The organism is Nostoc sp. CALU 546, assembly GCF_048836525.1.
In genome coordinates this window covers 50463-67168 of the sequence record NZ_JAWJTF010000043.1, presented here as the reverse complement: position 1 = coordinate 67168, position 16706 = coordinate 50463, and the positions used below count along the sequence as shown (strand labels likewise).

9 protein-coding genes and 1 CRISPR repeat array are annotated in these 16706 nt (G+C 41.9%); all 9 genes read left to right on the top strand.

Annotated elements, in window-relative coordinates; all coding sequences use genetic code 11:
* The first annotated feature begins 383 nt into the window (after positions 1 to 383).
* The 9 genes from RRG12_RS21115 (at position 384) to RRG12_RS21075 (ending at position 16598) form a co-directional block, all read left to right on the top strand.
* On the top strand, positions 384 to 1523 hold the full coding sequence (locus tag RRG12_RS21115) for a HAMP domain-containing protein (RefSeq protein WP_420760616.1): 1140 nt from the start codon (positions 384 to 386) through the stop codon (positions 1521 to 1523).
* Between the two features lie 113 nt (positions 1524 to 1636).
* Positions 1637 to 2407: a CRISPR direct-repeat array (repeat unit 36 nt; unit sequence GTTTCCATCCCCTTTCGGGGCGATGTGATCGTAAAG).
* A gap of 491 nt (positions 2408 to 2898) precedes the next feature.
* Positions 2899 to 4146, top strand: a complete 1248-nt coding sequence (locus RRG12_RS21110; protein WP_420760615.1) for a glycosyltransferase family protein — start codon at positions 2899 to 2901, stop codon at positions 4144 to 4146.
* Positions 4147 to 4339: 193 nt separating this feature from the next.
* Complete coding sequence (locus RRG12_RS21105; protein WP_420760614.1) at positions 4340 to 5527, top strand: glycosyltransferase family protein; 1188 nt, start codon at positions 4340 to 4342, stop codon at positions 5525 to 5527.
* Positions 5528 to 5636: 109 nt separating this feature from the next.
* Positions 5637 to 6848 carry a glycosyltransferase gene (locus tag RRG12_RS21100; protein WP_420760613.1) on the top strand — a complete coding sequence of 404 codons (1212 nt, stop codon included), beginning with the start codon at positions 5637 to 5639 and terminating at the stop codon, positions 6846 to 6848.
* A gap of 296 nt (positions 6849 to 7144) precedes the next feature.
* The gene (locus tag RRG12_RS21095) at positions 7145 to 8227 is read left to right on the top strand and encodes a glycosyltransferase family 2 protein (protein ID WP_420760612.1); all 1083 of its coding nucleotides are present in this window, start codon (positions 7145 to 7147) and stop codon (positions 8225 to 8227) included.
* Between the two features lie 2 nt (positions 8228 to 8229).
* Positions 8230 to 10080 carry an ABC transporter ATP-binding protein gene (locus RRG12_RS21090; protein ID WP_420760611.1) on the top strand — a complete coding sequence of 617 codons (1851 nt, stop codon included), beginning with the start codon at positions 8230 to 8232 and terminating at the stop codon, positions 10078 to 10080.
* On the top strand, positions 10064 to 11296 hold the full coding sequence (locus RRG12_RS21085) for a histidine phosphatase family protein (protein ID WP_420760610.1): 1233 nt from the start codon (positions 10064 to 10066) through the stop codon (positions 11294 to 11296). Before RRG12_RS21090 ends, RRG12_RS21085 begins: the two co-directional genes overlap by 17 nt.
* A gap of 368 nt (positions 11297 to 11664) precedes the next feature.
* Positions 11665 to 11811: a hypothetical protein gene (locus RRG12_RS21080; RefSeq protein WP_420760609.1), complete on the top strand. Its 147-nt coding sequence runs from the start codon at positions 11665 to 11667 to the stop codon at positions 11809 to 11811.
* A gap of 326 nt (positions 11812 to 12137) precedes the next feature.
* Complete coding sequence (locus RRG12_RS21075; RefSeq protein ID WP_420760608.1) at positions 12138 to 16598, top strand: DUF4347 domain-containing protein; 4461 nt, start codon at positions 12138 to 12140, stop codon at positions 16596 to 16598.
* Positions 16599 to 16706 lie beyond the last annotated feature (108 nt).

Sequence of the window (16706 nt, the reverse complement as noted above, 5' to 3'; positions counted from 1 at the left end):
ACGAATTACGAATTCCGCCTTGCGGTATGAAAGCGCCTATAAAAGAAATTCGTAGACAGGGAGAGACACTAACGATTATCATCATCACAGCTCGTAAAGATGATCAAAAAGGAGCGATCGCATTTAAAAATGGAGCAAATGACTATATAGGACTCATATTTGATTTCTGAAAAAACTCAGTACAACTAAGAAGCCTTCTTTCCTGTAGCAAGATTGCCTATTCCCTATTCCCTATTCCCTATTCCCTATTCCCTATTCCCTATTCCCTATTCCCTGCCTACGCAAATCAGTTCAGAAATCAAAGCGGATTCCTATATTACCAAGCCATTTCGCTTCAGTGACTTGCTGGAACGAATTCAAATCCATCTAAGTCGTGGTTGAGTATGAAACAGCACAGTAAGTTCGATAAACTGACTTCTAAGCAATCGAATAACCGCTTGCAGCTATCAAATAATCTCACTGCACATACAAGTATTTCTAGACATTGGTTTAGTTATTTAAAGGTTGGTCAAAAGATCGGTATTGGATATGCGCTGCTTGTGAGCATTGCCGTGCTGGGAACTACTATGGGTTTTGTAATTGCAGATCATTATAAGCAGAAGGCGCACAAACGGGAAGAAGCTGCATTTGAAGAGTTATATCAAGCTTCTCAACTAAAAACGAGTGTGTTTTATGTCCGCACTACTCAACACCAGCTGATTCTCTACATGGATAGACCTAAGTTATGGGGAAAAAATTACACTCAATTACTTGAGCATGTTGCCGAAGCCCGACAAGTTTGGTTTGAATTAACTGCAAATTATACCATTAACAAGCCCATCATGTATGGTTCTGTAAATGGGCAGAAAACAGTTTACCCGTTGTTGCAGAATTATCAAGGTTTTAGTGCTTATTTACAGCGCACAGAAGCTTTTTTTAAAGAGAATAATCCCAATAATTTATCACCGAGCGAGATTAAGACAGCACAAAGTCAATTGTTTAATTTTATGCATGGCTCGTCGGTTTTTTTGATGGATGACTTTCTCAATGACATCAGCAAGCTTGTGAAAGTTACAGCCGAGGAGTATCAGCAAGCAAAACTGGAACTACAAACGGCGGAAAAATTACGCTTATACATTATCATTGGTAGCCTGTCACTATCAATTGCGATCGCCACATTATTAGCAATTTACACCAGTCGCGCCATTGCCCGTCCCATTCAAGCTGTCACCCATATTGCCCAACAGGTTACAGAAGAATCTAATTTCGATTTACAAGCACCCGTCACAACTAATGATGAAGTTGGCATCTTAGCGACTTCTCTCAATCGTCTTATCCAGGAAGTTCAGCAACTCATCAAAGCCCAAAAGGATGCTAATGAACAGTTAGAAGTATACAGTCAGGTGCTAGAAAAGAAGGTACGCGAACGGACGCGGGAGTTAGATGAGAAAAATCGCTGTTTAGAATTGGCGTTAGAAGAATTACGTTCCACCCAAGCAAATCTCGTAGAAAATGAGTGCGGGGAAAGTTCGGTTGAGCAATAGACGCGATAAATCGCCGTCTCTACAAGGACTGATTTTTGTAGAGACGGCGATTTATCGCGTCTTTGTGATCGTAAAGTAAGTTCCGCCATTTTTGTTCCAACTCTAGAACAAAAGTTTCCATCCCCTTTCGGGGCGATGTGATCGTAAAGCATCGCTAATAATAACACCTTAAACGGTGGCGATAGGTTTCCATCCCCTTTCGGGGCGATGTGATCGTAAAGGCTTTTTTTTGTAGTTAAAAAAATCGAGGATAAGAAAGGTTTCCATCCCCTTTCGGGGCGATGTGATCGTAAAGCAAAGAGGCAATGCATCTCAATTAGGATGCAAACTTTCGTTTCCATCCCCTTTCGGGGCGATGTGATCGTAAAGCGTTGAATATGGCTTAAAGGCAGATTACGAAACTTTTCCGGTTTCCATCCCCTTTCGGGGCGATGTGATCGTAAAGTTATTTTTGCATGCAAACAAATTTAACCTACCTTTTTGTTTCCATCCCCTTTCGGGGCGATGTGATCGTAAAGTCTCCCCCCCCATGACCACAAGTCGTGATGGGGATTTCGTTTCCATCCCCTTTCGGGGCGATGTGATCGTAAAGTCATCCCAGCAAAACAGAGGTAGCGGTTCTATTTTTGGTTTCCATCCCCTTTCGGGGCGATGTGATCGTAAAGGTCAGCTCTCTGGCTTTCAGGGAACGGTAAAAAAACGTTTCCATCCCCTTTCGGGGCGATGTGATCGTAAAGTCAAACGTGACATTCTTTCCGGTGTAGCAGCGGTGCTCGTTTCCATCCCCTTTCGGGGCGATGTGATCGTAAAGTGAAAGGAATCTGGTTTCAGCGGAAGTGATAAACAATGTTTCCATCCCCTTTCGGGGCGATGTGATCGTAAAGAGTTCACTTCTGGAAACCTTGCCAGGAGCGGGTTTCAGACCCCCTAATCGACACCACTTTTTTGAGTGTCAATAACTCCCGAAATATTGTCAATAACCAATGCATTTCACAGCTTGAAAGCTTTGCTGTGTAAGCAATCGACACCAGTCAACGAAGTTATGCGGTTTTCAAGGTTCGGGCGAGTGGTGTCGATGAACGACATACGCTGCTTCCAAACTAAAACTTTCTCACCTTTTTTGTCAAATCTATTACACGATTGTTACAAAAAACTAGGGAATTTGAGCGATCGCATTTCCACACCCAGAATTGACTTATACTGCCATTACGCAATCGGAATTGAAGAAGTATGCAGAAGTCAGAATTATTCTTCAATTTTGACAAAAGAATGATGAGAATTTTCTCATAGAAGTTTCATAAAAGACTCATGTAAGCTTGGGAAGCTCTTAATTAGTTCGGCATCCATTCACTGAATAACTTAGGGACATTTAACCATGAGACTGATGGTATATTCCCACGATGGCTTCGGTCTCGGTAATATTCGCAGAATGCTGGCAATATGCACCCACTTACTTGATTCGATTCCAGAACTTTCTATTCTGGTGATTTCTGGTTCGCCGATGCTGCACAGCTTTCGTCTCCCGAAAAGACTCGATTATATTAAACTACCCTGCTTAAATCGAGGAACGTCAGGTGAAATGTCTGTCAAGTATCTAGGGACAGAAATTGATGAAACAGTGAAATTCCGCTCAGAGTTAATTTTATCTGCGATCGCTAATTTTAAACCTGATATATTTCTAGTAGACAAAAAGCCTTATGGTATCCGTAATGAATTAAAAGCGGCTATCGAATATCTAAAAACAAAGTTGACAGAAACTTCCCTAATTCTCCTGCTGCGCGACATTTTGGATCATCCAGATGTGACGATTCCAGAATGGCAAAAGCACGGTAACAACGAAGCAATACATAGATTTTACGATCGCGTGCTTGTCGTTGGCACTCCCGAAATTTTCGACATTCGCCAAGAATATCAACTACCGCCAATGGTTGCCCAGAAGGTACAGTTTTGTGGTTACATCCGCACAGAATTGGGGCGTAAAAGTCCAAATCTCATCCGCAGCGAGTTGCGATTAAGTCCAGAAGAACAACTTATTTTAGTTACGCCGGGTGGTGGCGAAGATGGTTACAGGTTAATTGACACATATTTATCGAGTTTGGTATTGTTGCCAGATTCCTATAAATTCCGAAGTTTAATTATATGTGGCCCAGAAATGCCTTTAGAACACCAAGCCGCACTGCAACGGAAAGCAGCAGCATACCCCCAAGTGCAAATAGGCGAATTTACCGATGATTTGATGAGTTACATCGCCGCCGCAGATGCCGTAGTAGCAATGGGAGGCTACAACACAACTTGCGAGATTCTCTCAGCGGGTAAGCCGGCTGTAGTAGTACCCAGAATTAAGCCATCACGAGAACAGTGCATCCGTGCAGAACACTTGTCAAAGTTGGGGATTTTGGCAGCGATTCATCCAAATGATCTGACTCCAGATATATTACTGCGATCGCTGTTACAACAACTCCAAACTCCGCAGATTTCTTTTCCCACAATTAATCTGGATGGATTGCCCAAAATTAGCCAATACATTTCTGCCTTACTTGCAAAAAAAAAGAGCGTGATTCCATTTTGTTACAAGTCCCCGGAACAGTTACCAGAATTAATGATGATTGCAAAACTTGGTTAACTAAAAATTAAAAAACCCCTAAATCACTTTTTATTTTACTTTGTTTGTTTTATGCAAACTCTTGAAGAAAAATTCAGGAGTCAGAATCAAGACGCGAACTCGAATACTCGCCAACAAGGAATTACCATTAAATATTTGACAATCCAAAATCTAAAATCTAAAATCTAAAATTATTTAAATAGGTGAAAGGATTATGAAACGTATTATGTTCTACTGCCAACATATTTTAGGTATGGGGCATCTAGTTCGCAGCCGAGAAATTGTGCGCGGTTTAACCCAATACTTCCAAATTTGTTTTATTAATGGCGGTGAAATAATTCAAGGATTTGAAATTCCTGCTGGTGTCGAAGTCATCAACCTACCTGCAATTAAAACTGACGCAGAATTTACAGAACTGCAAGTAGTAGATGATGCCTTGAGTCTCACAGAAGTGAAGGAAATTAGAAAAAATCGACTTCTGGAAATATTTGACCAATTCCATCCTGATATTTTAATAGTTGAGTTATTCCCTTTTGGGAGAAGACGCTTCTCTTTTGAATTAATTCCTTTATTAGAAAGAGCAAAATTAAATGGAAACTCAACGAAAGTCGTTTCTAGTTTGCGAGATATTGTAGTTGCTAAACCAGAGAAACAGGCAAAGCACGAAGAAAAAGTATGTAACTTAATCAACAAATATTTTGATATGTTGCTGGTTCACGGCGACCCAGAATTAGTTCCACTAGAAGAAACATTTTCTAGAGTTGATGACCTCAAATGTGAAGTATATTACACCGGATATGTCGTACAAGAACCACCAACAAATCCTGCGCTTACTGATGAAGATCGAGAAATTATTAAATCAGATAAACCCCTGATTTTAGTCAGCGTAGGCGGTGGGAGATTTGGTCATGAATTACTTGAATGTGTAGTGAACACAGCCCCTTTCTTAGAGAAATCATTGCCGCACAATATTCAGGTTTTTACCGGGCCATTTATCCCCGATGCCAAATTTAAGGAACTGCAAGCAATGGCAAAATTTAGCAAGAATATCCACATTCGACGCTATACTCCTTACTTGCTAAATTACATGAAAAAAGCAGACCTTTCGATAAATATGTCTGGCTATAACACCACAATGAATGTTCTAACTACAGGTGTACGAGCCATGATTCTTCCCTTTACAGGCAACCAGGATCGAGAACAAACTATTAGAGCCGAAAAGTTAAGCAATTTAGGAATTGTCAAGTTTATCAATCCTAATGATTTGAAACCAGATTACTTAGCTATTAATATTATTCATTACCTGAAAGAGAAACCTAATAAAATTAGCTTTGATTCTAATGGAGTTGAAAAAACTGCAACTGTTTTAAAAGCTCTAGCATTTAAGCAACAAGTTGCATGAGAAGGAGGCAGGAGTCAGGAGTCAGGAGTCAGAATTCAGGAGTCAGAATTCAGGAGTTAGAATTCAGGAGTCAGAATTCTGTTTGATAAATTCACAGAAAGCTTGAATCATGAATAAAACAAAAATTTGTATTACTACACTCGAATATCCACCCGATATTGGCGGAGTTGGCGAATCAGTGCATCGGATTGCCAAGATGCTAAGTGATAGCGGCTATGAAGTTCATATTGCCGTTTTTCGCTCTAAACAACGGCTAGTTTCTGATGGAAGTCGCAGACGAGCAAGTTGCACATCAACGCTTCAAGATAGTGTATTTGTACATCGCATTAAGTCAGCCGTTCGGACTCAAACAACAGAAATACAAGATTTTTTTAGCGATGTTTACTTTCAACTAAAATGTCTGCATCAAAAGCATAACTTTGACTTGTTTCACGCCTTCTTTCTAAATGAAGCAGGTTATGTAACGACGCTTTTAGCTAGAGAAAATGATGTTCCGGTAATCAATAGTGTTCGCGGTAGCGACTTGCACAAACATATTTTTAATCCTAAGAATCATGCTCAGATAGCATGGATTTTAGAGAATTCTGATTGGGTGACATTTGTCAGCCGTGACTTGCTCAAAAGAGCTAGTGTTATTACTCCTAGTGTAAAGTTAAAATCATCAGCTTTCTGGAATTCCATCGCACCTATCGACTTTGAGCAATTCCCCACCCCATCTTTAGTTAAGGAATTACCAGGTATTGTTATCGGTTCATCGGGGAGATTCCGAGATAAAAAGGGGATTGAATTTCTTCTTGATGCCTGTGCCGAGTTGAGTAAAGAGTTAGATTTAACACTGTTATTAATAGGTGATTTTGTTGATAAAGAACAAGAATATTGGCAGCAACAAATCCAACAAAGTGAAATTGGTAATCGCCTCCGCATCACTGGAATTACCAGTCGCCAAGAGGCTTTGGCTTATTTACCACATTTAGATATTTTTGCGATTCCCTCGCTGAATGAGGGTTGTCCTAATGCCCTGTTGGAAGCGATGCTAGCGAGTCGAGCAATAATTGGTACTCGTGTAGATGCGATCGCAGAAATCATAGAAGATGGTGTAGACGGTTTGCTTATCAACCCCGGCAGTACAGAGGAATTAATTGCTGCAATCCGATATCTGGCAACTCAACCAGAACTACGGCAAAAGTTGGGTGCAAAAGCCAATACAAAAGTAACTCAACAGCTTGCCCCATCAGTAGAATATCAAAACTGGATGAGTGTTTACGAACGAGTCTTAGGGATATCTGATGCAGCTTTGTTAGGCGAAATATCTTTCGTGTAGTCCCTTCCTAACAATGATCTGCAACTTTGTTGCATTGACTTGCGCCTTTGAGGCTTTGATTCTTGCTCCCTTTCCCTTGTGGCCGTACATACAAGTCGAATTACCCCCCTTAATCCCCCCTTGTAAAGGGGGGAAACCGGAAAATCTTGTTCCCTCCCGTTTGCGAGGCAAGGTTTTTACCCCCGATTTAATAGAAGTTTGTGGGAAACCGGAAAATCTTGTTCCCTCCCCTTTACAAGGGGAGGGTTAGGGTGGGGTAAACAGCGTACAGTATGCAGAAACTCTAGATTTTAACCATGAACAAACCGCAAATCACTATAATTGTTTCCCAGCGTGAGCGATTCAGCTACACCCGCGAATCGTTAGAAAGCATTTACGAACATACTCAACTACCTTTCTCCCTAGTTTATATAGATGGCAATTCACCTCGGCACATCCAGCACTACCTCCAAGAACAATCCCAAACAAAAGGATTCCAATTAATCCGCACAGAACACTATCTTTCACCCAACCAAGCCCGCAACTTGGGTTTACAACAAGTTAATAGCGAGTATTTAGTATTTGTTGACAACGATGTAATTGTCAGTCCAGGCTGGCTCAACTCCTTACTTGAATGCGCTAAAGAAACAAACGCAACTGTAGTCTGTCCGCTTACTTGCATTGGCCAGCCTTTGGGGGAAACAGTACATTTGGCAGGTGGTGAAGCTCATATTGTTGCGGAGATACAGGAAACTGGAGTCAAGCGACGGGTGCATGAAAAACATTACTTTGTAAATCGGAAAGTTGCTGAGGTGCAGGATCAACTTCATCGTACACAATGCGAGTTTGCCGAGTTTCACTGTATGTTAGTTCGCACCGAGATTTTTGGGCGAATCGGGCTGTTAGATGAGGGATTCTTGAGTACGCGGGAACACATCGATTTTTGTCTAAAAGTGGCTGAGGCAGGGGGTACATTTTACTGTGAACCTGCTTCGGTAGTTACTTATGTACCAGGGCTAAAGTTTGAATTGTCAGAACTAGCATTCTTTATGTTGCGCTGGAGCAATGCTTGGGAAATTGCCAGTTTAGAACACTTTTGTGCAAAGTGGAATTTGACAATGAATGACAAGTATTTTAAGAAGCGCTATAAGCGGATGGGGCATCGTCGCCATCAAGGATTTTTGAAGCCGTTGTTAAGCCGTCTCACCTTTGGGCAAAATCCCCTGTGGCTGGAGAAAATAGCGATCGCTCTTGAAAGAAAATTAAATCACTACATTAGCGATCGCTATACTCAAAGTCAACAGAAGAGGATAAGAAGTATTCATGGTGAAGAATCCCCTTATTCCCCCATCTCTTTGTATCCTTATCTTTTGCTTCAATCCCTAAAGGGAGATAAGTAATAATGGCGGCTAGAGATCCTAAAAGTCTAAGGGCTGCGTTACCAGGAATTGTAAGGATTTTGCAACGGTTTTCGCCTCAGTTGAGCAAACAAAAGGCGCTACTAATTGTCTCTTTTGTGGCACTGATGGCTGAGATTTTCTTGCACCTGCTGGAACCCTGGCCGCTAAAGTTCATTTTTGACTACATCCTTGTAGCTGGCTTTCAGCCTCAGTCTTTGGGTATTCCTCTACTTTCAGGACTTAGCTCGTTTGCCCTATTAACAGGCTTGACGTTAGGGTTAGTTGCGATCGCTTTACTTCGCGCTACTGCTGCTTACTTCAGTGTGGTGGGCATGGCGCTGGCAGCTAGTAATGTATTAACTGAGATTCGTTCTGACCTTTACAGTCATCTCCAAAATCTATCTTTATCATTTCACCACAAAGCTAAAACCGGCGATTTAATTACTCGCGTTACCTCCGATATTGAACGACTGCGGGAGGTGACGGTGATGGCAGTATTACCCCTAATTGCCCATTCCCTCACCTTAGTGGGGATGATTTGTGTCATGTTCTGGCTACATTGGGAACTAGCGCTGATTGCCGTCGCCGTGTTTCCCTTATTTATTTTCTTCACCACGCGCTTGACAAAACGCATTCGGCAAGTAGTGCGATCGCAACGTCAACGGGAAGGTGCAATGGCTGCAACGGCGGCGGAATCCATCGGCGCAATCAAAGTTGTTCAAGCCCTCTCTCTGCAAAATATGCTGGAGAGTAACTTTTCCGGTCATAATCGCCAAAGCTTAAAGGAAAGTGCCAAAGCGCAAAAACTCGCAGCCGGTTTAGAACGCATGGTGGAACTACTAGTAGGCATTGCCACAGCTTTAGTTTTATGGCGAGGTGTGCAGCTAGTATTGGCAAAGGCAATCACACCAGGGGATTTGCTCGTATTTGTCAACTATCTCAGGATTGCTTTTAAGCCGATGCGACAACTTGCCAAATACACCGGGCAAATCGCTAAAGCTACCGCTTCCGGCGAGCGCATCTTGGATGTGCTGGATACAGTACCCGAAATCCGCGATTCGCGGGGAGCAATGGATGCACCGCCTTTGTTGGGAGGCGTGCGTTTTGAAAATGTTACCTTTGCCTACGAACCGACCAAAAGAATTTTACACAACATCAACTTTGAAGTGCAACCTGGTCAACACGTTGCTTTAGTGGGGCCGTCTGGTGGCGGAAAATCCACCTTAGTAAGTTTGCTGTTGCGACTTTATGACCCATTAGAAGGGCGAATATTAGTTGATGGTCACGACCTGCGCGAATACAAGGTGCAATCTATCCGTCAACAAATTAGTGTGGTATTACAAGAGAGCGTTTTATTTGCTGCAAGTATCAAAGATAATATTGCCTACGGTTTTTTAGGGGCTTCAGACCAAGCAATTGAACAAGCTGCGCGTCTGGCAAATGCCCACGATTTTATCATGGCGCTACCCGAAGGCTACGAGACTATTTTGGGTGAAAGAGGGGCGACACTTTCGGGAGGACAACGGCAAAGAATTTCCATTGCTCGTGCTGCTATTCGTCAAGCTGCGATTGTAATTTTGGATGAGCCGACCACTGGCTTAGACAACGAAAACGAACACGCTGTCAATGAAGCAATGGATCGTTTGACACAAAAATGCACCACTTTTGTAGTTTCTCATAATCTTAGAGCCGTTGAACAAGCCGATTTAATTCTCTACATCGAAGACGGACAGATTTTAGAGCAAGGTACACACAAAGAATTGTTGCGCTTAGGTGAACATTACAGCGCAATGTATGCATTGAAATCTGCGGTAAATTCTCAGGAGGATGATGTATATGCAGTTGAAAAATGATTGGGGACTGAGAGACAAGGAAAATCCCCAATCCAAAATCCAAAATCTAAAATCCAAAATTGACTCAACCCGCGTAATTTTAGTACGTCACGCTCAGAGTACTTACAATGCCCAAAAGCGTTATCAAGGAAGTTGCGATGATTCAGTGTTGACTGAAAAGGGACGCAGCGATGCTTACCAAACTGGTGTTGCTCTGAGAGGAACGGAATTAGATGCAATTTATACAAGTCCTCTCCGGCGAGTCCAGGAAACTACAGTTGAAATTCTCGAAGGGATGGAAGTAGAAGAGAAAAAGAGAATCTTCACATCTTCCCATCTCAAAGAAATCGATATCCCCAAATGGCAAGGGCTGACATACAAATACGTACAAGAACACTTTGCGGCAGATTATCGCTGCTGGAACGAGCGACCCCATGAGTTTCAGATGGCAGAAGCGCAGCCAGAAAGGGAGTTAAGAAGAGGTGGCGTAGCAGTTGCAACATCTGTGGGGCAATGCTTCCCGGTACTAGATTTGTACGATCGCGCCCAGCAATTCTGGCAGGAAATTTTACCGCGCCATGTTGGTAAGACTATTTTAATTGTCAGTCACAGTGGCACAATTCGGTCATTAATTAGTACTGCGATCGCGATGAAATCTGAGCAATACCATGTCCTCCAGCAATCAAACTGCGGTATTAGCATCCTGAATTTTCCTACACCTGGTGAACAGCAAGGGAAACTGGAGGCAATGAATATTACCACCCATTTAAGTGAAGTCATCCCCAAGCTGAAAAACGGTAAACAAGGTCTGCGTCTACTTCTAGTACCAGTTACAGGCACAGCGCCACATTTAATTCATCAACTAGCTGAACGCCTTCAGACAGTACCAATAGATTTTAGTCTTAGCAGTGATTTGGATAGTTCTCAACAAAACGCCGAACAACTGCTTAAATATCATCCAAAAACCGTGCAACTTCAAGTACTGCGCCAAGATTTTCCCGCCATCTGGCAGCAAAACCTGTTATCTAAACGCGCCGTAGTGCCATCAAATGAAATAGATTTAAGCCGTCCCACAACCGGATTAGTAGTTGCTTGTCCCTCCATCATCGAAAATATGCTGACTCACCTCTTGGACACTTCACTACAGTGTTTGCAACTAATCCCCGACACTCTGAGCGTTGTTTACTATCCTCTAAAAAGCCCTTTCCCTGTATTGCAAGCTATGAATATTACTTAATTTGTCATTGATCATTGGTCATTTGTCATTGGTCATTAGTTAAAAAGCTTAACGTTCAGGTTAAAAGGCTCAACTTCGAGGTTCTGAACTCAAAATTTTGAAAATTTTAAAAGAACAAGTCAAGATTTTGTTTGAAAGAAGTGGAAGCGATCGCTAATAACCAGCCAAATTGGCATATAGGACTCATATTTGATTTCTGAAAAAACTCAGTACAACTAAGAAGCCTTCTTGACTGTTGCCTGCTGCCTATTGCCTATTGCCTATTGCCTGTCTACGCAAATTCGTTCATAAATCAAAGCGGATTCCTATACCATTTACAAAATGATTTTCAGTTGCAAGTTCGACAAACTATTTGGTACTCCAAATATTTGCCAACATTTTCAGATGCACTGGCTTTAGTGCGGCGATTTTTGTGGGCTAGCACTTTTTCAATGTCCCATGAATCCTTTGAGATGGTAAAATTACCCCGCCCTTTGTTTGAACGTTTGCGGGACATTGCCGTTTATGCCGCGTAATTAGATAAAGCCGAGCTTAGTTAATTAAGTAATAATACTATAGCAGCTATGATATTTTTAGCATAGTTTTGTAATGGCTTGCGTAGTTTTTGATTACTAAGTTCTCAAATTAACTTTTCTATTTTCACTCAATAAAAAGAGGTTTCAATTACCGATTGAATTGAGGTATAGAAGCGTATGTTTAAGCATTCGCTTCCTGTTTAGTACTGTTTTCATTTATTCATAATCTTTGAGTTGCTAAATTTTACTTACTAACAAAAATCATCGTGTAAATCCAAGAAAAAACAACTTCTAAATACCAAAACAATTTTATTGAGGAATTACAAATGCCAAATCAAAATATTGTCTTTATCGATCAAGCAGTTATCAACTATGAAAGCTTGATTGCTGGCATCCAACCAGATACTAGTGTAGTAATCCTTGACTCAAATCAAGATGGAGTAGAACAAATCACTCAAGCTTTGCATGGTGGGAACTACCAATCAGTTCAAATTATTTCCCACGGCAGTAGCGGAAGTTTGCAATTAGGGGCAACTTTACTCAATGTCAACAATTTGAACTCCTACACCAATCAATTGCAGCAGTGGAGAAATTATTTAACTGATGATGCCGACATTCTGCTTTATGGTTGCAATGTGGCATCTTTTGATCAAACTTTTGTGCAACATTTGAGCGAAATCACAGGCGCAGATGTGGCTGCCTCTAATGACATCACAGGGAATTCCGAATTGGGGGGTGACTGGGATTTAGAAGTCAAGGTTGGCGAAATTGAGTCAGATTTAGCCTTGACACCAGAGACAATGAAGGCTTACCGCTCAATTTTACCCTTATCGTTTGCAACTGCCAGCAACTTTGGCGTTGGAACCAATCCCTCTTCTGTGACAGTGGGTGACTTCGACGAAGATGGTAACCTTGACTTAGCTGTGGCTAACTTTGACTCCAACAACGTTTCAGTGCTGTTAGGCAATGGCAGTGGTGGTTTTGAGGCTGCTGCCAACTTTGGCGTCGGAAACAGTCCTAATTCCGTGACAGTGGGAGATTTCAACAAAGATGGTAACCTTGATTTAGCCACAGCTAACTCTAGCTCCAACAGCGTTTCACTGCTTTTAGGCAATGGCAGTGGTAGTTTTGGGGTTGCCAGCAACTTTAACGTGGAAAGCTCTCCCCGTTATTTGGCAGTAGAAGACTTCAACAAAGACGGCAACTCTGACTTAGTGGTAGCTAACTTTGGCTCTAACAAAGTTTCAGTGTTATTGGGTAATGGTAGTGGTGGTTTTGATATTGCTATCACATTTAACGCATCAACCAGTCCCATTTCCTTGACAGTTGGAGACTTTAACAAAGATGGTAACCTTGACTTAGCCACAGCTAATTATGGCTCCAACAACATTTCAGTTGTGTTGGGTAATGGCAATGGTAGCTTTGGGGCTGCCACCAATTTTGACGTGGGAAGCACTCCCAATTCTGTGGTAGTGGGAGACTTCAACAAAGATGGTAACCTTGACTTAGCCACAGCTAATTATGGCTCCAACAACGTTTCAGTTCTGTTGGGTAATGGCAGTGGTACCTTTGGGACTGCCAGCAATTTTAGCGTGGGAGACAATCCCATTTCCTTGATAGTGGGTGACTTCGACAAAGACAGCAAATCTGATTTAGCTGTGACTAACTATTTATCCAACAACATTTCAGTGCTGTTGGGCAATGGGGCTGGTAGCTTTGGAACTGCCAGCAATTTTGGCGTGGGAAGCACTCCCAATTCCGTAGCAGCAGGGGACTTTGACAAAGACAACGACTTGGACTTAGTAGTGGCTAACTCAAGCTCCAATAACGTTTCAGTGCTAGACAATACTACTGTACCCCCAAAAGTTGACTTTGGTGCTGCTATCTACAACACTACAGAAGGTAGTACTGCTACTGAGGTAACTATTGCCGTTACTTTAGACGCTATTCCCAACATTGATGTCACAGTTCCCATTGTTATCAACAACAGTAGCACCGCTACTAGTGGCAACGATTACACATTTTCACCCGCTAGTCTTACTTTTAGTGCTGGGGCAGCAGGTTCAAATTTAACCCAACTAGTAACTTTCACCATTCAACCAGATGATTTACCTGAAAATGCCGAAACGGTTGTGCTCAATTTCGGCACACTGACGGGGGCTATTCCAGGAACAATCACTGAAACTACTCTGAATATTGCTGCTAACGATTCCATTGAATACGCAATTTCCACCACCACCCCACCTTTAACTGAAGGTAATAGCGGTACTCAATCTGCTACCTTTACCATCACCCGCAGTGGTGGTATTGGCGTGGCGAGTACGGTAGATTATGCCTTGAGTGGTACAGCAATTTTAGAGAGTGACTATAACAATATTCAAGTTACAAATGGAGGAACTGCTTCATCGGGGACTTTAAACTTTGGAGTTGGGGAAACAACAAAGACAATTACACTCGATGTTTTGGGTGACTATACAGTTGAACTTGATGAAAACATTATTGTTACTCTAAGTAATCCTAATCTCACATCTGCGCCTGCAAGTTCCACAATTACCACCAGTTCAGTTCAAGTAGACATCATTAATGATGATTTCTCTAAACCAACACTCATCAACGAAATTCTGTTTGACCCTCCAAGTACAGATAACCCGAAAGAATATATCGAACTGCGTGGCACTTTCGCTGCGACTCTAGCAGCTGGAACTTATTTAGTTGGCATTGAGGGTGATTCTGGTACTAATCCTGGTAATGTTCAAGATATTTTTGATTTGTCTGGTAAGCAGTTTGGTACTACTGGGTTGCTAGTTCTTCTGCAAAAAGGCAGTACTTATGTAGCCAAGCCTGGTGCAAATGTAATAACTAATACCGGCAGTGGAGGCGGATGGGGCAACGGAACCTCAAGTTCAATCGGTCACACTGGTGGAACAACCGACATCGAAAGTGGGTCTGTTAGCTTTTTTCTGATTCAAACTAATACTGCACCTACCTTAAGCAATGATATTGACTTGGATAACGATGGTATTGCTGATGGTGATACTTACTCAAATTGGACTGTGTTGGATTCCGTTTCCGTTTTAGATGGGGGAACCACAGACAAAGCATACGGCTCGATTGTATTTAAAAAAGGTTCTGGTGGTTCAGTTCCAACGAATGCCACAGTTGTTAACACCTCATTTACAGCAGGATATGTAGGGCGTTCAGGTGATACCACAGGTTCAACAGCCTCGGATTGGGTAGCAAGTGTAGTTACTGGCACAGCGCCGAATTTGACATTAGGTACTGTTACTAACACATCACCTGGAAGCTTTGCCAGTCAAGCGTTAAATCACATTGGGGATACTAATTTTGCTCCTACGGCTAATGTAGATTACGCCATTTCACCTGCTAGTCAAACTGTGACTGAAGGTAATAGTGGTAGCAAAACGGTGACTTTCACTGTTACTCGTAGTGGTGATACTGGTGTTGCTACTAGCGTAAATTATGTTTTGGATGGCACGGCAACTTTTAACAGTGATTACAAAAGTATTAAGGTTGCAGGTGTCACAGGTAGTTCATCTGGGATTATAAAATTCGCCGCCGGGGAAACAACAAAGGCTATCACATTAAACGTTGCAGGCGATAAGGTCACTGAGGCTGACGAAACCATTAATCTTAACCTGAGTTATCCTAACCAAACAGTTGCGATCGCACCAGCTACAATCACCATAATTAATGATGACACCCAACCCACTATCTCCATCGCAGATAAAAGCGGCAAGGAAGATAGTGGCAATCTTGTTTTTACCGTTAAACTCTCCAGTGCCAGCAGTGACGTAATTACAGTTGATTACAACACTAGTAATGATACTGCGATCGCTGGCGTTGATTACACCCCACTCACAGGAACCATCACTTTCAACCCTGGAATTACCACTCAAACAATCACGATACCGATTCTCGATGATTTCATTGACGAATCAACTGAGCAGTTTTTTGTCAATCTCACCAACCCCACCAATGCCAGTATTGGCGATAATCAAGCTCTTGGTAAGATTACTAACGACGATACGGCAGGTTTTAGCATCTCTCCTGCCATCGGACTAGTAACTACCGAAGCTGGTGGTACTGCTAACTTCAATATCCAACTCACTAGCCAACCCACTGCTGATGTCGCCTTCAATTTGAGTAGTTCCAAGGTGAATGAAGGTACTGTTTCAGTTTCTAGCGTGACATTTACCGCAGCTAACTGGAATACGCCCCAAATCATCACCGTTACAGGTATTGATGATGGTGTTGCAGATGACAATATTGCTTACCAAATCATTACTAGCGCAGCAGTTAGTGGTGATGCCAATTATAACAATCTCAACCTTATCGATATTGATGTCGTCAACATTAAAAATGGCAATCAAATTAATAGCATTATCACTGGTACATCCAAAGCTGATAACCCGTTGCAGGGAACTAGCTCAGACGATCTGATTTTTGGCTTTGCTGGTAATGATGTAATTGTTGGTGGAGAAGGAAACGATCAACTTTACGGCGGTTTGGGTGCTGATAATCTTACAGGAAGTGCAGGTAATGATATTTTTGTCCTTGCCAAAGGCGAAGGTAGAGATACTATCAAAGACTTCAACATTAGTGAAGATTTGATTGCCTTATCAGGTGGTTTGCTCTACTCAGGTTTGTCTATTACTCAAAGCGGCAACGATACCTTAATTAAGGTTACTGCCAATAACGAAAGTCTTGCTTTGTTAACTGGAATTACGGCATCAACTTTAAACACTAGCAATTTCATTACTTACTAGTACAGCCAGACACCAATACAGCAACTTTAGCCGATTGAGCTAAATCAATCGGCTTTATCAATTTTTTATATTAAGAAAATTACATAATTAGCTTTTAAAAATTTTAAC